Annotated in this window: 19 protein-coding genes; 6 read left to right on the top strand and 13 right to left on the bottom strand. The window is 71.2% G+C overall.

Annotated features, from left to right (window positions below; all coding sequences use genetic code 11):
- Positions 1-152: 152 nt before the first annotated feature.
- Complete coding sequence (locus tag ABZY44_RS15480; RefSeq protein WP_356653864.1) at positions 153-1,724, bottom strand: hypothetical protein; 1,572 nt, start codon at positions 1,722-1,724, stop codon at positions 153-155.
- 264 nt (positions 1,725-1,988) lie between these two features.
- On the opposite strand from ABZY44_RS15480, the gene ABZY44_RS15475 reads away from it, so the two are divergent.
- The 5 genes from ABZY44_RS15475 (at position 1,989) to ABZY44_RS15455 (ending at position 6,145) form a co-directional block, all read left to right on the top strand.
- On the top strand, positions 1,989-3,830 hold the full coding sequence (locus ABZY44_RS15475) for an endonuclease/exonuclease/phosphatase family protein (protein WP_356653862.1): 1,842 nt from the start codon (positions 1,989-1,991) through the stop codon (positions 3,828-3,830).
- A gap of 56 nt (positions 3,831-3,886) precedes the next feature.
- The gene (locus ABZY44_RS15470) at positions 3,887-4,372 is read left to right on the top strand and encodes a GNAT family N-acetyltransferase (protein WP_356653860.1); all 486 of its coding nucleotides are present in this window, start codon (positions 3,887-3,889) and stop codon (positions 4,370-4,372) included.
- Positions 4,373-4,534: 162 nt separating this feature from the next.
- Positions 4,535-4,789: a hypothetical protein gene (locus ABZY44_RS15465; RefSeq protein WP_356653858.1), complete on the top strand. Its 255-nt coding sequence runs from the start codon at positions 4,535-4,537 to the stop codon at positions 4,787-4,789.
- 107 nt (positions 4,790-4,896) lie between these two features.
- On the top strand, positions 4,897-5,328 hold the full coding sequence (locus ABZY44_RS15460; protein ID WP_356653856.1) for a hypothetical protein: 432 nt from the start codon (positions 4,897-4,899) through the stop codon (positions 5,326-5,328).
- A gap of 208 nt (positions 5,329-5,536) precedes the next feature.
- Positions 5,537-6,145 (top strand): RICIN domain-containing protein, encoded by a 609-nt coding sequence (locus ABZY44_RS15455; protein ID WP_356653854.1) that lies wholly within the window; start codon positions 5,537-5,539, stop codon positions 6,143-6,145.
- Between the two features lie 22 nt (positions 6,146-6,167).
- Here the strand turns inward: ABZY44_RS15455 and dapD are convergent, their stop codons facing one another.
- Complete coding sequence (gene dapD / locus ABZY44_RS15450; protein WP_356653852.1) at positions 6,168-7,148, bottom strand: 2,3,4,5-tetrahydropyridine-2,6-dicarboxylate N-succinyltransferase; 981 nt, start codon at positions 7,146-7,148, stop codon at positions 6,168-6,170.
- Between the two features lie 9 nt (positions 7,149-7,157).
- Positions 7,158-8,579, bottom strand: coding sequence for an MFS transporter (locus tag ABZY44_RS15445; protein WP_356653850.1), 1,422 nt, complete (start codon positions 8,577-8,579; stop codon positions 7,158-7,160).
- An 81-nt stretch (positions 8,580-8,660) separates the two neighbouring features.
- Here ABZY44_RS15445 and ABZY44_RS15440 point away from each other — a divergent pair, with 81 nt between their 5' ends.
- Positions 8,661-9,548, top strand: a complete 888-nt coding sequence (locus ABZY44_RS15440; RefSeq protein WP_356653848.1) for a winged helix-turn-helix transcriptional regulator — start codon at positions 8,661-8,663, stop codon at positions 9,546-9,548.
- Positions 9,549-9,595: 47 nt separating this feature from the next.
- Here ABZY44_RS15440 and ABZY44_RS15435 read toward each other — a convergent pair whose 3' ends face one another.
- The 10 genes from ABZY44_RS15435 to ABZY44_RS15390 all read right to left on the bottom strand — a co-directional run bounded on the left by ABZY44_RS15435 (position 9,596) and on the right by ABZY44_RS15390 (position 17,270).
- On the bottom strand, positions 9,596-10,114 hold the full coding sequence (locus tag ABZY44_RS15435) for a TetR family transcriptional regulator (protein ID WP_356653846.1): 519 nt from the start codon (positions 10,112-10,114) through the stop codon (positions 9,596-9,598).
- Positions 10,114-10,437 (bottom strand): multidrug efflux SMR transporter, encoded by a 324-nt coding sequence (locus ABZY44_RS15430; protein WP_356653844.1) that lies wholly within the window; start codon positions 10,435-10,437, stop codon positions 10,114-10,116. The genes ABZY44_RS15435 and ABZY44_RS15430 overlap by 1 nt, the downstream gene beginning before the upstream one ends.
- A gap of 241 nt (positions 10,438-10,678) precedes the next feature.
- Positions 10,679-11,023: a metal-sulfur cluster assembly factor gene (locus tag ABZY44_RS15425; protein WP_215020285.1), complete on the bottom strand. Its 345-nt coding sequence runs from the start codon at positions 11,021-11,023 to the stop codon at positions 10,679-10,681.
- On the bottom strand, positions 11,020-11,481 hold the full coding sequence (sufU, locus tag ABZY44_RS15420; protein ID WP_356653841.1) for a Fe-S cluster assembly sulfur transfer protein SufU: 462 nt from the start codon (positions 11,479-11,481) through the stop codon (positions 11,020-11,022). The genes ABZY44_RS15425 and sufU overlap by 4 nt, the downstream gene beginning before the upstream one ends.
- A gap of 33 nt (positions 11,482-11,514) precedes the next feature.
- The gene (locus ABZY44_RS15415) at positions 11,515-12,771 is read right to left on the bottom strand and encodes a cysteine desulfurase (protein ID WP_356653839.1); all 1,257 of its coding nucleotides are present in this window, start codon (positions 12,769-12,771) and stop codon (positions 11,515-11,517) included.
- Complete coding sequence (sufC, locus tag ABZY44_RS15410; RefSeq protein WP_266630406.1) at positions 12,768-13,535, bottom strand: Fe-S cluster assembly ATPase SufC; 768 nt, start codon at positions 13,533-13,535, stop codon at positions 12,768-12,770. Before sufC ends, ABZY44_RS15415 begins: the two co-directional genes overlap by 4 nt.
- Before the next feature lie 7 nt (positions 13,536-13,542).
- Entirely contained in the window at positions 13,543-13,860 is a 318-nt protein-coding gene (locus ABZY44_RS15405; protein ID WP_356653837.1) for a bifunctional 3-phenylpropionate/cinnamic acid dioxygenase ferredoxin subunit, read from the bottom strand.
- Complete coding sequence (gene sufD / locus ABZY44_RS15400; RefSeq protein ID WP_356653835.1) at positions 13,860-15,038, bottom strand: Fe-S cluster assembly protein SufD; 1,179 nt, start codon at positions 15,036-15,038, stop codon at positions 13,860-13,862. The genes ABZY44_RS15405 and sufD overlap by 1 nt, the downstream gene beginning before the upstream one ends.
- 58 nt (positions 15,039-15,096) lie before the next feature.
- Positions 15,097-16,512 carry a Fe-S cluster assembly protein SufB gene (sufB, locus tag ABZY44_RS15395; RefSeq protein ID WP_356653833.1) on the bottom strand — a complete coding sequence of 472 codons (1,416 nt, stop codon included), beginning with the start codon at positions 16,510-16,512 and terminating at the stop codon, positions 15,097-15,099.
- The gene (locus ABZY44_RS15390) at positions 16,509-17,270 is read right to left on the bottom strand and encodes an ArsR family transcriptional regulator (RefSeq protein ID WP_356653831.1); all 762 of its coding nucleotides are present in this window, start codon (positions 17,268-17,270) and stop codon (positions 16,509-16,511) included. Before ABZY44_RS15390 ends, sufB begins: the two co-directional genes overlap by 4 nt.
- Between the last annotated feature and the right edge of the window lie 457 nt (positions 17,271-17,727).

The raw sequence follows: 17,727 nt of genomic DNA, 5'->3' as shown, positions 1-17,727 counted from the left end.
GTGGGGAGGTGGTGCGCCTGTCATGCGGTCGTCGGCGCACACGCTCCCGCCCGCACGTGAACGCCGACTGAACTACCCGGGAAAACGAACCGTCCCCTTTCCCGTGTCCCCGATGGCCGACTCCACTGGGGGAACGGCTGGTTACCGCTGCCTCACGCGGCGCGAGAACGCGCCTTGAAGGCCGCCTTCCGGGCCGCTTTCGCGGCCTTCTTGTCGGGGTGCAGCCGCCCCATCGCCTCCAGGACGTACGCCGTCGCCGGGTGGTCCACCCGCCACGCCTGGTCGAAGAACCCGGTGTGGTGGGCGGTCAGCGACTCGATCAGGAGGGGCAGTTCCCGCGCCTCGCCCTCTCCGTCCGCGGCGAGCTGCGCCGCGATCGTGTCGATCGTCAGCCAGAACACCATCGTCTCGCCCGGAGCCGGTACGTCGGCCGCCCCGCGCTCGGCCAGCCAGACCCGGGCGAGCCCGCCGAGCTCCGGGTCGTCGAGCACCGCGCGGACCGCCGGTTCGGCCTGCTCCCCCGCCGGAGCGAGGGCCTGCTGACAGCGCAGCCGGCGCAGCGGGGCGCCCTCGTCGGCGCCGCGGGCCGCGGCGAGCAGCTCTTCGGCGGCGCTGGACACCGGGCGGCCGGACAGCCAGTGGTCGATCTCGGCCTGGGCCGCGGTCTCGGAGTAGTGGGAGACCACGTCGAGCAGCACGTCGGCGCCCTTGTCCGCCAGTTCGCCGAGGGCCGGGGCATCGACCCCGGCTTCCAGCATCCGCGCGCGGACCCCGTACAGGCCGAGCGGGGTCAGCCGGACCATTCCGTAGCGGGAGACGTCCTCGTCGTCGGCCACGCCCCTGTCGCCGGGGTTCGCGCCCGCCGCGAGCTCCTCGTCGTCGGCCTCCGCCATCAGCGCCTCGTCGACGGGGCGGAACTCCACGAGCCCGATCGGTTCCAGCTGCCGGAACTGGTCGTCGAGGCGCATCATCGCGTCCGAGACCTGTTCCAGTACGGCGTCGGTCGGGTCCCCCATGTCCTGCGGCACCACCATCGAGGCGGCGAGGACGGGCAGGGGGACCGGCTCCTCGGCCGTGCCGCCCTCGGCGACGGTGAGCAGGTAGAGGTTGGCCAGGACACCGTCGAGGAAGTCGGCCTCGTGGCGCGGGTTCCAGTCGAGCTGGTCGAAGTCGATCTCGCCGCCCGCGTCGAGGGCGTCCACGAGGTCGTCCAGCGCGGGCACCGCCGCGTCGGCGAGGACGGTGTCCAGGGCGGCCAGCCACAGGTCGAGGACGTCGCCGGGAGAGCCGTCGGTCACCAGGGCGAGATCCTCGCCGGGCTCGGCCGTCCCGAACTCCGCGCCCGCGTCGCCCGGTTCCGCGGGGCCGGCGCCGGAGTCGGAGGCGGAACCGGAGGCGGAGTCGGAGTCCGCGCCGGAGTCCCAGCCTCCGTCCTCCTCCGGCTCGGTGACGTCGACCAGACCGGTGTCGACGGCCACGCGCCAGGCCTGGCCGGCGTGCGCGGCGGAGTCCTCGTCGGCGTCGTCGAGGCCGAGCACGGCCACGGCCTCGGGGAGCTGCGCGGCGAGGAGTTCACCCCCGGCGTCCACGCGGGTGCCCGGTCCGGCCCAGCGGGCCAGCCGTACCGCGCGCGCGAACAGCGGGGCGGCGAGGGCGTCGCGGGCCAGTTCCGCGTCGGAGAGCAGCCGTACCGGCGGCAGCGTGGGGTGCGAGTCTGCGGACATGGGGGCGGTTCTCCTCGCGGGCACGGATGGTTCGGGTGTGCGGGCGGCTCCGGCAGCTCAGGCGGCTCGGGCAGCCCGGTCGGGGCGGGCCGTACGGCGCCCCAGCGTAGACGCATTTCGGGCGCGCCCGACCGGCGATCGCCTTTGGTTCATCCCACAGACAGCTGCCGTGTTCCCTGGAGGGCTTGACAACTTTACTGACCAAGAAGGAAATTGACGCGCGTAGATATTTGCTTCCCCCTCCTCACACCGGAGTTCCCGCCCATGCGCTCCTCGCATCCCCGTTCCGCCGCCGTCGCGGCCCTCGTCGCCACCGCCCTGGCCACCGGCCTGCTCGCGGGCACCGCCGAGGCGGCCGAAGGCGCCGCGTCCGCCGATCCGATACGCATCCACGACATCCAGGGCGCCACCCGGATATCCCCGCTCGTCGGCAAGCAGGTCACCGATGTCGAGGGCATCGTCACCGGTGTCCGCACGTACGGCTCGCGCGGTTTCTGGATGCAGGACCCGGACGCCGACGACAACGACGCCACCAGCGAGGGCGTGTTCGTCTTCACGAGCTCCGTCCCGACCGTCGCCGTCGGCGACGCCGTCAAGGTCTCCGGTCTGGTCGGCGAGTACATCCCCGGCGGCGCCTCCTCCGGGAACCAGTCGGTCACCCAGATCTCCAAGCCGGTCGTGACCGTGGCCTCCTCGGGCAACGCGCTGCCCGAGGCCACCGCCGTCAACGAGTACTCGGTCCCGTGTGCGTACGCCCCGGCGGGCGACCCCGCCGCCGCCGGCAGCATCAACGGCCTGACCCTGGAACCCTCCCGCTTCGCCCTCGACTACTACGAGGCGCTGGAGGGCATGAACATCAAGATCGGCACCTCCCGCGTGGTCGGCGCCACCGACCCGTACGCGGAGCTGTGGGTCACGGTGAAGGGCTGGGAGAACACCGCCAAGCGCGGTGGCACGCTCTACGGTTCGTACGAGTCCCAGAACACCGGCCGCCTGCAGATCCAGCAGCTCGCGCCGCTCGCGCAGCAGCCGTTCCCCGTGGCCAACGTCGGCGACAAGCTGGTCGGCGTCACCGAAGGCCCGATGGACTTCAACCAGTTCGGCGGCTACACGCTGGCGGCCCGCACCCTCGGCACGGTCAAGGCGGGCACCCTCGCACCCGAGAAGACCAAGGCGCAGGCCGCGAACGAGCTCGCGGTGGCCACGTACAACGTCGAGAACCTCGACCCGGGCGACCCGCAGGAGAAGTTCGACAACCTCGCGAAGGCCGTCGTCGAGAACCTCGCCTCCCCCGATGTCGTGGCCCTGGAGGAGATCCAGGACGACAACGGCGCCAAGAACGACGGCACCGTCTCGGCCGAGGCGACGCTGACGAAGTTCACGGCGGCGATCGCCGCCGCGGGCGGTCCGGCGTACCAGTGGCGGACCGTCAACCCGGAGAACAACAAGGACGGCGGCGAGCCCGGCGGCAACATCCGCCAGGTGTTCCTCTTCAACCCGGCGCGGGTCTCCTTCACCGAGCGCGCCGCGGGCGACGCGGTGACGGCGACCGGTGTGACGACGGAGAACGGCAAGGCCGCCCTGACGCACTCCCCCGGCCGCATCGACCCGGCGAACCCTGCATGGGCGGACAGCCGCAAGCCGCTGGCCGGCGAGTTCGTCTTCCGCGGCAAGACGGTCTTCGTGATCGCCAACCACTTCGGGTCCAAGGGCGGCGACGAGGGCCTGACCTCCGTGCACCAGCCCCCGGTCCGCTCCTCCGAGGCCAAGCGGCTGCTGCAGGCGCAGGCGGTGAACGCCTTCGTGAAGGACATCCTGGCGGTGGACAAGAAGGCCGCGGTCCTCGCCGTCGGCGACATCAACGACTTCGAGTTCTCGGGCACCACGACGGCGCTGGAGGACGGCGGGGCGCTGTACGCGGCGGTCAAGTCCCTGCCGAAGGCCGAGCGGTACTCCTACGTCTACCAGGGCAACGCGCAGGTGCTGGACCAGATCCTGACGAGCCCGTCGATCAAGCAGTTCACGTACGACAGCGTGCACATCAACGCGGAGTTCGCGGCCCAGAACAGCGACCACGACCCGCAGGTCGTGCGCTTCCGCCCGTAGCGGGGCCGTCGGGGGCCGGGCCGCACAGCCGCCCGGCCCCTTGGCATGATCCAGGCATGATCTTCCGTACCGCGACGCGCCAGGACCTGCCCGCCGTACTCGCCCTGCTCGCGCAGGGCACCGCGGCGCCGGCCGGGACCGGCACCGAGAGCGGGACCGGGGCCGGCACCGGCACCGGCACCGGCGTCGCGGTCACGGAGGCCCACGCGCGGGCCTTCGCCGCGATCGAGGTGGACCCGCGCAACGAGTTGCTGGTCCTCGAGGAGGACGGGATCGTCCTCGGCTGTCTGCAGCTCACGTACGTCCCGGGGCTCGGACAGGGCGGGCGGGACCGGGCCCTCGTGGAGACGGTACGGATCCGCGCGGACCGGCGCGGCGGAGGGCTGGGGGCCGAGCTGATGGAGCGGGCGGTGCAGCGGGCCCGCGAGCGGGGCTGCGGCCTGATGCAGCTGACCAGCGACAAACGGCGGAGCGCCGCACACCGCTTCTACGAGCGGCTGGGCTTCGCACGGAGCCACGAGGGCTTCAAGCTGCGGCTGTAGGACCCGGCCGACGGGCCGACGGACGGGCCGACGGGTCTGCATCCGAGGGAGGGCAGGACCTTTGGCCCTGGCGTGACACTCGGCACATCCCTACCCATTCGGGCGATTCTGGTGTTGAGTGTCCCCACGCCCGATCTTGACCGCACTCTTTTGGAGGACCGCGTGTTCCCCTCCATCTCCCTCGCCCAGGAAATCGGCATCGCCGTCCTGCTCGTGGCAGCCCTCGTCTGGGTCATCGGCCTGGGCCACATGCTGTGGGACAGCCGTGTCCACCAGTCGGAGCCAGTCGCCTTCGAGGGCCTCTCGGTCATCCCGGCCCAGCGCGGCACCTCCGCGCACCCGATGGAGACGGTGGAACTGACCGAGGCGGAACAGCAGGCCTTCGCGGGCCTGATCCGTACGATCCCCCTGCACTGACGGGCCCGCCCGGCGCCGAGCGGAGCGCGGTCTGCCGGCACCCGGAGAATTCTCGGGCCGGGCGCCGCGCGGTCGGTAGGATCGCGATATGACGTCACATCAGGCGGATGCCTCGTAGCTCCCCGCGCACGCTGAGGTCCGCCGGGCCCGTCGGCCCGGCCGGCGCCCTGAGCACGCTGCTCGTCACCGCGTGTCCCGGACCGCCGGTGTGCCCCGCGGTCCACACGTACCTCTTCGTCGACGGCCTCGATCTGGTGGCGCGCAGCGACGGCGCCATGGCCGGCCTCGATCCGCGCCGGCTCCTGCGCCCGGGCGGCCCGCTCTACCCCGCGGACACGCCGCGCGAAGCGGGCCTGGCGGCACCGCGGGGCCCCGGTCACGGGGCGGAGCGGCTCACCGTCCGGATCCGGCTCCGCGGCGGGACGGTCATCTGGTCCGGCCTGATGTACCCGGGCTCCGACGGCGAGGTCGTCGAGGAGGTCCGTTTCCGACTGGAGCAGTACCTGGGCGAGCTCGAGCGGGCGTACGCGGCCCTGTGACGGCCGCGCCGGTCCCGCGCCCCGCCCCGGCCGGCGGACGGCTGCGCCGCTGCCCCGGCCCTGGGTCGCGGCGGTCGGGAGCGCGGCCTAGCCTGGGGGGAGACGGGGGGCGTCCGGTCAGGGACCACGGACCTGCCGTCAGTGCACGCCGAGCTTCATTCTCCCTGCGGACGAGCAGAGTTGACGCGCACCCGATGAAGGTGAAGTCATGTCCCCCACCATGCGAAGGACCACGCATGCCGCGGCCGGCCTCGGCCTCGCGGTCGCCGCCTCCCTGACCGGCCTGGGCGGCACCGCCGCGTCCGCGACGCCGACGGTCGCGGTCGGCAGTGGTTACTACCAGATCACCGCCAAGCACTCCGGCAAGTGCCTGGACGTCGCCAACAACAGCTTCAGCCACGCCGCCCCCGTCGTGCAGGCGAGGTGCGTGGGCACCCACAACCAGCAGTGGCGCCTCCTGCCCCAGGGCGACGGCGTCAAGTTCAAGATCCAGGCGCGGCACTCCGGCTTGTGCCTGGACGTGGCGCACGGCAGTCGGGCCCACGGGGCCCCCGTGGTGCAGGCGAACTGCTCGGGCGGCAGCAACCAGGTGTGGTGGTTCGTCCGCCCGCCCGGACGCGCCGCGCTGGTGAACACCTCCCTCGGCGTCGTTCCGCAGGTCGGGAACAGCGTCGGGATCGTCGCGGACCACTCCGGCATGGTCCTCGACGTGGCCGGAGCCAGCCAGAACCACGCCGCCCCCGTGGTCCAGGCCGCTCCGCCCGGCGGCGAGCCCAGCCTCAACGAGCAGTGGCAGTTCCGCCCGCCTGTCGGCTAGCCGACAGGCGGGCGACGGCGCGTCAGTTGTGGCTGTGGAGGACCTCGTTCAGGCCGCCCCAGACGGCGTTGTTCGGGCGGGCCTCCACGGCGCCGGTGACCGAGTTGCGGCGGAAGAGGATGTTGCTGGCGCCCGAGAGCTCCAGGGCCTTGACGATCTGGCCGTCCGGGAGGGTGACGCGGGTGCCCGCGGTCACGTACAGGCCGGCCTCGACGATGCACTCGTCGCCGAGCGCGATGCCCACGCCCGCCTCGGCGCCGACCAGGGTGCGCTCGCCGATCGAGATGATCTGCTTGCCGCCGCCGGAAAGGGTGCCCATCGTGGACGCGCCGCCGCCGATGTCGGAGCCGTCGCCGACCACGACGCCCGCGGAGATGCGGCCCTCGACCATGGAGGTGCCCAGCGTGCCGGCGTTGAAGTTGACGAAGCCCTCGTGCATGACGGTGGTGCCCTCGGCGAGGTGCGCGCCCAGGCGGACCCGGTCCGCGTCGGCGATGCGCACGCCCTTGGGGGCCACGTAGTCCGTCATCCGCGGGAACTTGTCGATCGAGGTGACCTGGAGATGCAGGCCCTCGGCGCGCGCGTTCAGCCGTACGGTCTCCACCTGGTCGACGGCGACCGGGCCGAGCGAGGTCCAGGCGACGTTGGTCAGCAGGCCGAAGACGCCGTCCAGGTTCTGGCCGTGGGGCTTGACCAGGCGGTGGCTGAGCAGGTGCAGGCGCAGGTACGCGTCGTGCGCGTCCAGCGGCTTGTCGTCGAGGGAGGAGATCACGGTGCGGACGGCTACGACCTCGACGCCGCGGACCGCGTCCCGGCGGATCGCCTTGGGCGCGGTGGCCCCGAGCAGCTCCACGGCCTGTTCGGCGGTGAGGCGCTCGGTGCCGGCCGGGCCGGGCTCGGCGACCAGCTGGGGGGCGGGGAACCAGGTGTCGAGGACGGTGCCGTCGGCGGTGATGGTGGCAAGTCCGGCGGCGACGGCGCCGGTGGTACGCGTAGCAGTCATGCCCGAAACCTAACCGGCGACGGGCCGCTGTCGCGAACCGGTCTCATGTGCCGGGCGCGGCTCGGGCCGCGGCTCCTCCCCCAGGGCCCCGCCGACCCCGACGGCCCCGCCGGCCCCCGCGGCCCCGACGACCTCCGTGTCCCCCTCGGCCCTCGCCGCCTCGCGCACCGAAGGGGCCGCCTGCGCCGACCGCGACCCCCGGCCCGACCGGCCCGACCGCGCCGACATCCACAGCACCGCCCCGCCCGCGCCCCCGGCGAGCGCCGCGCACAGCGGCCACAGCAGGCCCGGCGCGGCGGAGTACAGCGCGCCGCCGAGCGGTGCGCCGAGGACGACGCCGCTCACCGAGACCCCCGAGTACAGGCTCTGGAACCGCCCGATGGCGTGCGCGGGCGCCTGGTCGGCCACGTAGGCGATGGCGGTGGTCTTGTACAGGATCTCGCCGAGGCTCAGCAGGACCATCATCGAGACGACCGCTCCGGTCCCGGCACCGGACAGCAGCGCCGCGTAGCCCGCCCCGACGAGCACCAGCCCGATGCCCACGATGCGGAGCGGCGGCCGGGTGCGCAGGGCGACGGCGGCCGGCAGTTCCAGGACGAGGATGACGGCGCCGTTGAGGGCGATGATCAGCCCGTAGGCGCCGGTGGCGAGGCCGTGGTCGGCGAGGAAGAGCGGGAAGGTCGAGTACTGCTGGCGGTAGATGACGTCGACGAGGAGGATCGCGCCGAGCAGGACGAGGACTGCGGGGCGGGCCCGGAGCTCGCCCCACACGCCGCCTCGCCGGGCCCCGCCGGAGGCCCCGCCGGAGGCCCCGCCGGAGGCCCCGCCGGAGGCCCCGTCCGAGGCGTCGGCAGGGGTGCGGGCGGCGCCGCGCGCCGGGACGACACGGGCGGTCCACAGGGCGAAGAGGAGGGTGCCGGCGCCGTCGGCGACGAAGAGCCAGTCGTAGGAGAGGCCGGTCGCGATCAGCCCGCCGAGCGGGGCTCCGAGGGTGAAGCCTCCGTTGGCCACGCAGCGGACGACGGCGAAGGCCTGGCGGCGCACCCCTTCGGGGACGATCACCGCGACCAGCGCCGACTGGGCGGAGCGGACGACCCCCAGGGCGTACTGGGCCAGCGGCAGGACGGCGTAGAGCGCGGCGGCGGGCAGCAGCGGAAGCAGCGAGAGGGCGGCGCCGGCCAGGACGGATGCGGTGAGCAGCACGCGGCGGTGACCGAAGCGGTCTCCGTACCACCCGCCGGTGAAGTTGCCGGCGACCGCGCCGATCCCGCCGAGGCCGGTGATCAGGCCGGCCACGGGGATGCCGAGCCCGCGCGGGCCGGTCAGGTAGACGAAGACGAACACGAAGGTGAAGCTGGCCACGGCGTTGACGAACACGCCCGCCGAGAGCAGCCAGACGGCTCTCGGCACCTCTTTGAAACCTCGCAACATGCCCGCCCCCGGCGTGAGTTCCTTTTGGGAACGGACTATGTCAGCATGGCGGCCCCGGGTCAAAGGACTGAAGGAGCGCCCATGGCTCAGCGCACGCACCTGGACGACGCGGACTGTTCCATCGCGCAGGCCCTCGACGTCGTGGGCGACTGGTGGACGCTGCTGATCGTGCGGGACGCGGCGCGCGGCGTGGCCCGCTTCGACGAGTTCCAGCGCGAACTGGGCATGTCCCGCAAGGTGCTGACGGAGCGGTTGAGGCTCCTGGTCGACACGGGCGTGCTGACCCGCGAGCCGTACCAGGAGCGGCCCGTACGGCACGCGTACCGGCTGACGCCGCGCGGGCGCGGTCTGCTGCCGGTGCTGGTCGCACTCCAGGACTGGGGCGACAGCTGGATCCTACGAGGGGGAGAGATGACGGCGACGACGGAAGAAGCCTCGCGGGAGGCGGCGCGGGTGCACGCGCTGCGCGGCACCCGGGTGCCGCGCATGCTGCTGCCGGACCGTTTCGGCGAGCTCCGCGACCCGGTCGCGGACTCACCCTTCACGGTGCTGTACTGCTTCCCGGGCGCGTTCGCGCGGGCCGAGTCCTATCCGCCCGGATGGGCCGGGATCCCCGGGGCCCGGGGATGCACCCTGGAGTCGTGCGCCTACCGGGACCAGCTGGCGGAGTTCACCGGGGCGGGCGCGACCGTGCACGGGGTGTCCACGCAACGGCCGGACGAGCAGCGCGAGTTCGCGGAGAAGGAGGCGCTGCGCTTCCCGCTCCTCTCGGACGCGGAGCTCGAACTCGTGGCGGCGCTGCGCCTGCCGACGTTCCGGGCGGGGGGCGTCAGCCGGCTGAAGCGGCTGACGCTGGTGGTGGACCGGGAGCGGACGGTCCTGGACGTCCAGTACCCGATCCGGGACATCGAGGCGAGCATCGCCTCGGCTCTGGCGACGGTCCGCGCGACGGGTTCGCAGACCCCGTAGACCCCGTAGACCCCGTAGACCCGCAAGCCCCTGGGGTCGCCCGGGTCTCATCCCCGCAGGACCCTCCCCAGGATCTCGCGGGCGTACGCCTCGTCGTACTCGGCCCCCGTCAGCAGGGCCTGCAGGCCGATCCCGTCCATCACGGCGACCAGCGCGCGAGCCGTCACCGGGTCGACCCGTTCCCGCAGGGCCTCGGAGACGGCCTCGCCCCACTCCGCGGCCACCGGGCGCAGCGCGGGCCGGCGCAGGGCGGCCAGGTAGAGCTCGTACTCCAGCTCTGCCCGCGCCCGGTCCGCCGACAGCAGGTCCCCCAGCAGGCGCGCCAGCGCCTCCGCGAGGTCGGCCCCCGGATCCAGCACCGGCGCGAACGCCTCGTTCGCCTGCCGCAGCGCGGCCACCAGCAGGTCGTCCAGGGTCGCGAAGTGGTACGTGGTCGAGCCGAGCGGGACGTCCGCCTCCGCCGCCACGCTCCGGTGGCTCAGCCCCGCGATGCCCTTGGCGCCGACCACCCGGATCGCCGCGTCGACGATGCGCTGCCTGCGCTCGGGGTCGTAGCGGCGGCCCATCAGTGGCTCGCCCCGCCGAGGTTCAGCAGGACGACCCCGGCGATCACCAGCACGATGCCGCCGATCTTCGCGGCGGTCGCGGCCTCGCCCATGAAGACCATGCCGATCGCGGCGATCGCGGCCGTGCCCACGCCCGCCCAGATCGCGTACGCCGTGCCGACCGACATCGATTTCAGGGTCTGCGCGAGCAGGGTGAAGGCGACGACGTAGCCGGCCAGCGTGATCAGCGAGGGCCACAGCTTCGTGAAGCCCTCACTGAACTTCATGGCGGTGGTCCCGGCCACCTCGGCGACGATGGCGGCGGCGAGCAGTACGTACGGCATGCGTACGACTGTACACATCGATGGGTACGGATGTACACATCCATGCGGACGCTGCCGCCCCGTCCCGTACGCCCCGCCACCCGCGCTCCGCGGTTCCGGCGGACCTCCGCCCCGTCGTGGCCGGCTCCCCTGTGCACGCGGTCCGTCCGACGGAAAGACGGACAGCCCCCCGCACATCCGTGCGGGGGGCTGTCCGTTCACTCTGCCGTCGACCGGCGGTCAGCCTCGGGGCCGGCCGGGATCAGACGTTGAAGCCGAGCGCGCGGAGCTGCTCGCGGCCGTCGTCCGTGATCTTGTCCGGGCCCCACGGCGGCATCCAGACCCAGTTGATGCGCAGTTCGTTGACGATGCCGTCCGTCGCCGACTTCGCCTGGTCCTCGATGACGTCCGTCAGCGGGCAGGCCGCCGAGGTGAGGGTCATGTCGAGGGTGGCGATGTTCGCGTCGTCGACGTGGATGCCGTAGATGAGGCCCAGGTTGACGACGTCGATGCCCAGCTCGGGGTCGACCACGTCGTAGAGGGCCTCGCGGACCTCTTCCTCGGTGGCCGGCTTGATGGACGCCTCGGGCGTCGCGTTCTCGGTCATGCCGTCTTCCTCTCGGCGTCGCCCAGTGCCTGGGCGGTCGCGTCCTTCCACGCCATCCAACTCAGCAGAGCACACTTCACCCGGGCCGGATACTTGGAGACGCCGGCGAACGCGACCGCGTCCTCCAGCACCTCCTCCATGGCCTCGTCGGGCTCCAGCTTGCCCTTGGACTGCATCAGCTCCAGGAACACCGCCTGGATCTTCTGCGCCTCGGCCAGCTGCTTGCCCACGAGCAGCTCGTTCAGTATCGACGCGCCGGCCTGGCTGATGGAGCAGCCCTGGCCCTCGTAGGAGATGTCGGTGAGCGTCTCGCCGTCGTACTTGACGCGCAGCGTGATCTCGTCGCCGCACGTCGGGTTGACGTGGTGCACCTCGGCATCGCCGTCGCGCAGGCCACGCCCGCGCGGGTGCTTGTAGTGGTCCAGGATCAGTTCCTGGTACATCGATTCCAGCTTCACTGCGCCCTCGTCGCCCTCGTCGCTTCGCTCGGCTTAACCGAAGAATTTCCGTACGTTCTCCAGCCCGACGACCAGCGCGTCGACCTCGGCGGGAGAGGAGTACAGATAGAAAGACGCTCGCGTCGTCGCCGGAATTCCGTACCGGAGGCAGACCGGGCGGGCGCAGTGGTGACCCACGCGGACCGCGATGCCCTGCTCGTCCAGCACCTGGCCGACGTCGTGCGGGTGGATGTCACCGAGCACGAAGGAGATCGCGGCGCCGCGGTCCTCGGCCGTGGTCGGGCCGATGATGCGCAGGTCCGGGACTTCCAGGAGACGCTTGATCGCGTACTCCGTGATCGCGTGCTCGTGCGCGGCGATCTTGTCCATGCCGATCGCGGTCAGGTAGTCCACGGCCGCGCCGAGGCCGACGGCCTGGGCGATCGGGGGCGTACCGGCCTCGAACTTGTGGGGCGCGGGGGCGTACGTCGAGGAGTGCATCGAGACGGTTTCGATCATCTCGCCGCCGCCCAGGAAGGGCGGCAGGTCCTCGAGCAGCTCCTGGCGGCCCCAGAGGACGCCGATGCCGGTCGGGCCGCACATCTTGTGGCCGGTGAAGGCCACGAAGTCGGCGCCGAGCGCCTGCACGTCGAGCGGCATGTGCGGAGCGGCCTGCGAGGCGTCGATCAGCACCAGGGCGCCGACGTCCTGCGCGCGCCGGACGATCGCCTCGACCGGGTTGACCGTGCCCATGATGTTGGAGACCAGCGTGAAGGAGACGATCTTCGTCTTCTCCGTGATGACCTCTTCGATGTTGGACAGGTCGAGCCGGCCGTCGTCGGTCAGGCCGAACCACTTCAGCTTCGCGCCGGTGCGCTGCGAGAGCAGCTGCCACGGCACGATGTTGGAGTGGTGCTCCATCTCCGTGATGGCGATCTCGGTCTCGCGGTCGACCCGGTAGGGCTCGTCCGCCCAGCCGAGCATGTTGGCGACCAGGTTGAGCGACTCCGAGGCGTTCTTGGTGAAGATCACCTCGTTGCGGCTCGGTGCGTTGATGAAGGCCGCGACCTTGTCGCGTGCGCCCTCGTACAGCGCCGTGGCCTCCTCGGCGAGCACGTGCACGCCGCGGTGGACGTTGGCGTTGTGCTGCTCGTAGTACTCGTTCAGCGCATCGAGCACCTGGCGCGGCTTCTGCGAGGTCGCCGCGTTGTCCAGGTAAACGATCTTCTTCCCGTCGTGGACCACACGATCCAGCAGGGGGAAGTCCTTGCGGATCGCCTCGGTGTCGAGGAGGCCAGGCAGCTGTGTCACGCGGTTGCGCCACCCTTCGTGCTGTACGCCTCGTAGCCTTCCGCCTCCAGCTTGTCGGCGAGCTCGGCGCCGCCGGACTCGACGATGCGGCCTTCGGAGAAGACGTGAACGAAGTCGGGCTTGATGTAGCGGAGGATCCGCGTGTAGTGCGTGATCAGCAGCGTGCCGACCTCGCCCGTCGCGCGGACGCGGTTGACGCCCTCGGAGACCTGGCGCAGCGCGTCGACGTCGAGGCCGGAGTCGGTCTCGTCGAGGATCGCGATCTTCGGCTTCAGGAGCTCCAGCTGGAGGATCTCGTGGCGCTTCTTCTCGCCGCCGGAGAAGCCCTCGTTGACGTTGCGCTCGGCGAAGGCCGGGTCCATCTGGAGCTGCTCCATCGCGGACTTGACCTCCTTCACCCAGGTACGAAGCTTGGGCGCCTCGCCGCGGATCGCGGTGGCCGAGGTGCGCAGGAAGTTGGAGACCGAGACGCCGGGGACCTCGACCGGGTACTGCATGGCGAGGAAGACGCCGGCGCGGGCGCGCTCGTCGACGGACATCTCCAGGACGTCTTCGCCGTCGAGGGTCACGGTTCCACCGGTGATGGTGTACTTCGGGTGACCGGCCAGCGAGTAGGCCAGGGTGGACTTGCCGGAGCCGTTCGGACCCATGATGGCGTGCGTCTCACCCTGCTTGACGGTGAGGTCGACGCCCTTGAGGATCTCGCGGGCGCCGTTCTCGGCCTCGACGGAGACGTGCAGGTCGTGGATTTCAAGCGTTGCCATGGATACCTCAGGACTCCTGGGTGAGGGAGACGAGCACGTCGTCCCCTTCGATCTTTACGGGGTATACGGGGACGGGGCGCGTCGCGGGCAGACCGGACGGCTTGCCGGTGCGCAGGTCGAAAGCCGATCCGTGCAGCCAGCACTCGATCATGCAGTCTTCGACCTCGCCTTCCGAGAGCGAGACGTTCGCGTGCGAGCAGATGTCGTTGATCGCGAACACCTCCCCCTCGGTGGAGACGAGGGACACCGGCGTGCCGTCGAGTTCCACCCGCTTGGGGGTGTTCTCCTCCAGCTCGCTCAGCGCACAGGCCTTGACGTAGTTCATCAGACGGAACCCTGGAGCTCTGTCTCGATCTTGGAGAGCAGACGCTCCTCGATGTCGTCGACACCGATGTGCTGGACGAGCTCGGCGAAGAAGCCGCGCACGACCAGGCGGCGGGCCTCGTCGGCCGGGATGCCGCGGGACTGGAGGTAGAAGAGCTGCTCGTCGTCGAAGCGGCCGGTCGCGGAGGCGTGGCCGGCGCCGACGATCTCGCCGGTCTCGATCTCCAGGTTCGGCACCGAGTCGACCCGCGCGCCGTCCGTGAGGACGAGGTTGCGGTTCATCTCGTAGGTGTCGGTGCCCTCGGCGGTCTTCTCGATGAGGACGTCACCGATCCAGACGGCGTGGGCGCCCTCGCCCTGCAGCGCGCCCTTGTAGACCACGTGCGACTTGCAGTGCGGGGCCTTGTGGTCGACCAGGAGGCGGTGCTCCTGGTGCTGACCGGCGTCGGTGAAGTACAGGCCGAGGAGCTCGGCCTCGCCGCCGGGGCCCGCGTAGTTCACGCGCGGGTGCAGGCGGACGACGTCGCCGCCGAAGGTGACGACGATCGACTTGAAGGTCGCGTCGCGGCCGACCAGCGCGTTGTGCTGGGAGCAGTGGACGGCGGTGTCGTCCCAGTCCTGCACGGACACGACGGTGACCTTGGCGCCGTCGCCGACGAGGAAGTCGACGTTGGCGGCGCGCACGCCGTCACCGGTGTGGTCGATGACGATGACGGCCTCGGCGAAGGCCTGGACGTCGAAGACCGTGTGGCCGAAGGTGGTGCCGCCCTCGCCGTGCAGCGAGACGCGCACGGGCTCGGTCAGGACGGCTTCCTTGGGCACGGTGACGACCGTGGCCTTGGCGAAGGACGAGAACGCCTGGGCGGCGATCCGGTCCACCGGGGTGCCGGCCTTGCCGATGCGCGCGTCGCCGCGCTCCACCGACTCGACGGTGACGCCCTCGGGCGCGTCGATCTGGGCCTTCATGGTGCCGTTGGCGACCGCGGTGCCGTCGTGCAGGCCCTTCAGGCGGGCGAGCGGCGTGAAGCGCCACTCCTCCTCGCGGCCGTGGGGCACGGGGAAGTCCGCCACGTCGAAGGACGGGGGGGCACTCATCCGGGTGGCGACGGTGGACTCGGCGGCCACCGCGATCGCGCCGGCGGTGGTCGAACCCGCCGGAATGTTCTGAGCCTCAGCCATGGCTGTCGTGTTGCTCTCTTCCTAAAGAATCTGCTGTGGGACGTCGGGCGGGCCGGTACTAGCCGACCGAACCTTCCATCTGCAGCTCGATCAGCCGGTTCAGCTCCAGCGCGTACTCCATCGGGAGCTCACGGGCGATCGGCTCGACGAAGCCGCGCACGATCATCGCCATCGCCTCGAACTCCGTCAGACCGCGGCTCATCAGGTAGAAGAGCTGGTCGTCGGAGACCTTGGAGACGGTCGCCTCGTGGCCCATGGACACGTCGTCCTCGCGGACGTCCACGTAGGGGTACGTGTCCGAGCGGGAGATCGTGTCGACCAGGAGCGCGTCGCACAGGACGTTGGACTTGGAGCCGTGGGCTCCCTCGCCGATCTCGACCAGGCCTCGGTAGGAGGTGCGGCCGCCGCCCCGGGCCACCGACTTCGAGACGATGTTGGAGGAGGTGTTCGGCGCCATGTGGACCATCTTGGAGCCGGCGTCCTGGTGCTGGCCCTCGCCCGCGAAGGCGATGGACAGCGTCTCGCCCTTGGCGTGCTCGCCCATCAGGTAGACGGCCGGGTACTTCATGGTGACCTTGGAACCGATGTTGCCGTCGATCCACTCCATGGTCGCGCCCTCGTACGCCACGGCGCGCTTGGTGACCAGGTTGTAGACGTTGTTCGACCAGTTCTGGATCGTCGTGTAGCGGCAGCGGCCGCCCTTCTTCACGATGATCTCGACCACGGCGCTGTGCAGCGAGTCCGAGGAGTAGATCGGGGCGGTGCAGCCCTCGACGTAGTGGACGTAGGCGTCCTCGTCCACGATGATCAGCGTCCGCTCGAACTGGCCCATGTTCTCCGTGTTGATGCGGAAGTAGGCCTGGAGCGGGATGTCGACCTTGACGCCCTTGGGCACGTAGATGAACGAGCCGCCCGACCACACGGCGGTGTTCAGCGACGCGAACTTGTTGTCGCCGACCGGGATGACCGTGCCGAAGTACTCCTCGAAGAGCTCCGGGTGCTGCTTCAGCGCGGTGTCCGTGTCGAGGAAGATGACGCCCTGCTCCTCCAGGTCCTCACGGATCTGGTGGTAGACGACCTCGGACTCGTACTGGGCCGCGACACCGGCGACGAGGCGCTGCTTCTCCGCCTCGGGGATGCCGAGCTTGTCGTACGTGTTCTTGATGTCCTCCGGCAGGTCCTCCCAGGAAGCGGCCTGCTTCTCGGTGGAACGCACGAAGTACTTGATGTTGTCGAAGTCGATGCCGGAGAGGTCGGAACCCCAGTTCGGCATGGGCTTCTTCCCGAAGAGCTTGAGGCCCTTGAGGCGGAGGTTCAGCATCCACTCAGACTCGGACTTCTTCGCCGAGATGTCGCGGACGACCTCTTCGGACAGACCCCGCTTGGCGGTCGCACCGGCCGCGTCGGAGTCGGCCCATCCGTATTCGTAGGTGCCCAGGCCATCGAGCTCAGGGTGAGCAGTCTCCGTGGTCATGCGGGGTTCCTCCCGGCCGTACTTGCAGATACTGAGGTGTCGGTCTGTGTGGTGCCCCGTACGGGGGCGCCGTTCGCGCTGCGCGGAATGAACGTCGTGCACACCCCGTCGCCGTGGGCGATCGTGGCGAGACGCTGCACATGCGTCCCGAGCAAGCGGGAGAAGATCTCGGTCTCCGCCTCGCAGAGCTGCGGGAACTGTTCGGCGACGTGCGCGACCGGACAGTGGTGCTGGCAGAGCTGTTCGCCGCTGTGCGGACCGGGAGCGTTCTTCGCCGTAGCAGCGTACCCGTCTCCGGTCAACGCCCTGGCAAGGGCCTCGGTGCGGTCCCCGGGCGCGGCGGCCTCGACGGCTTCCCGGTAGGTCTCCGCCTGCGCCGCCAGCCGCGCCCTGGCGAAGGCGGCCACGGCCGCCTCTCCCCGCTCCCCGCCACCGGCGGCCTGCGCGATCCAGCGCATGGCGTCCGCGGCGAGGGAGTCGTAGGACTGGTCGAAGGCGTCGCGGCCGCAGTCGGTGAGCGCGAAGACCTTGGCGGGGCGGCCCCGGGTGCGCGCGCCGTACACGCGCTGCTCACGGGGTTCGACCACGTCGTCGGTGACCAGCGTGTCGAGGTGGCGGCGTACGGCGGCCTGGGTGAGGCCGAGGCGCTGGGCGAGGTCGGCGACGGTGGAGGGGCCGTGGTCCAGGATCGACCGCGCGACCCGGTTGCGGGTCGACCGCTCCCCGGTCGCGAGTTCGCCCTGTGGGGCCTCGCTCATCCGTTCGCCGTATTTCACAACGCCATTGTTGCGTAAATAGCCGGGACCCGACAAGCCGTGACGGAGGCCACTCCTGGTGGCCTCCATCACTAAGGGTTACCTTATTTGTCCACGGAGCGTTAAACGGAGGCCCTCTCCGGTCCCCGCGGAGCCCCGGAGGCGCACCGGTCGACGGCTCCCACCAGCAGTCCTGCGCCCACGACGTGCCCGGGTGCGGGGAGCGCCGGCTCACGGAGAAGATCTCCGGGCCCGGGTGGGCCGTCCGGGCCCGCGGGCCGGGCCCCGCCCTGTCCGCCCCGCGTGTCCGCCTCCGCACGGCTCCGGACGGGTCCCGGCGGGTCCCGCGGGCGGCGAAAGCGGCCCCGCCGCCGGCCCGGGTCGCAGGGGGACCTCATGAACGTACGGGTCTGCGACCCTTCGGCGGCGGGACCCGCGACCCCGTCCCGGCGGCCTTCCA

The organism is Streptomyces sp. NPDC006544 (assembly GCF_040611715.1).
Taxonomy (GTDB): Bacteria; Actinomycetota; Actinomycetes; order Streptomycetales; family Streptomycetaceae; genus Streptomyces.
This window is presented reverse-complemented; position numbering and strand designations above follow the sequence as displayed.

Bases quoted from the DNA above. Each gene is read 5' to 3' on its own strand.
- ABZY44_RS15390 (WP_356653831.1), bottom strand. From the start codon at position 17,270: ATGAGCGAGGCCCCACAGGGCGAACTCGCGACCGGGGAGCGGTCGACC.
- ABZY44_RS15475 (WP_356653862.1), top strand. From the start codon at position 1,989: ATGCGCTCCTCGCATCCCCGTTCCGCCGCCGTCGCGGCCCTCGTCGCC.
- ABZY44_RS15480 (WP_356653864.1), bottom strand. From the start codon at position 1,724: ATGTCCGCAGACTCGCACCCCACGCTGCCGCCGGTACGGCTGCTCTCC.
- ABZY44_RS15460 (WP_356653856.1), top strand. From the start codon at position 4,897: ATGCCTCGTAGCTCCCCGCGCACGCTGAGGTCCGCCGGGCCCGTCGGC.
- ABZY44_RS15405 (WP_356653837.1), bottom strand. From the start codon at position 13,860: ATGAACTACGTCAAGGCCTGTGCGCTGAGCGAGCTGGAGGAGAACACC.
- dapD (WP_356653852.1), bottom strand. From the start codon at position 7,148: ATGACTGCTACGCGTACCACCGGCGCCGTCGCCGCCGGACTTGCCACC.
- ABZY44_RS15455 (WP_356653854.1), top strand. From the start codon at position 5,537: ATGTCCCCCACCATGCGAAGGACCACGCATGCCGCGGCCGGCCTCGGC.
- ABZY44_RS15430 (WP_356653844.1), bottom strand. From the start codon at position 10,437: ATGCCGTACGTACTGCTCGCCGCCGCCATCGTCGCCGAGGTGGCCGGG.
- ABZY44_RS15435 (WP_356653846.1), bottom strand. From the start codon at position 10,114: ATGGGCCGCCGCTACGACCCCGAGCGCAGGCAGCGCATCGTCGACGCG.
- sufC (WP_266630406.1), bottom strand. From the start codon at position 13,535: ATGGCAACGCTTGAAATCCACGACCTGCACGTCTCCGTCGAGGCCGAG.
- ABZY44_RS15445 (WP_356653850.1), bottom strand. From the start codon at position 8,579: ATGTTGCGAGGTTTCAAAGAGGTGCCGAGAGCCGTCTGGCTGCTCTCG.
- sufD (WP_356653835.1), bottom strand. From the start codon at position 15,038: ATGGCTGAGGCTCAGAACATTCCGGCGGGTTCGACCACCGCCGGCGCG.
- sufB (WP_356653833.1), bottom strand. From the start codon at position 16,512: ATGACCACGGAGACTGCTCACCCTGAGCTCGATGGCCTGGGCACCTAC.
- ABZY44_RS15425 (WP_215020285.1), bottom strand. From the start codon at position 11,023: ATGACCGAGAACGCGACGCCCGAGGCGTCCATCAAGCCGGCCACCGAG.
- ABZY44_RS15440 (WP_356653848.1), top strand. From the start codon at position 8,661: ATGGCTCAGCGCACGCACCTGGACGACGCGGACTGTTCCATCGCGCAG.
- ABZY44_RS15470 (WP_356653860.1), top strand. From the start codon at position 3,887: ATGATCTTCCGTACCGCGACGCGCCAGGACCTGCCCGCCGTACTCGCC.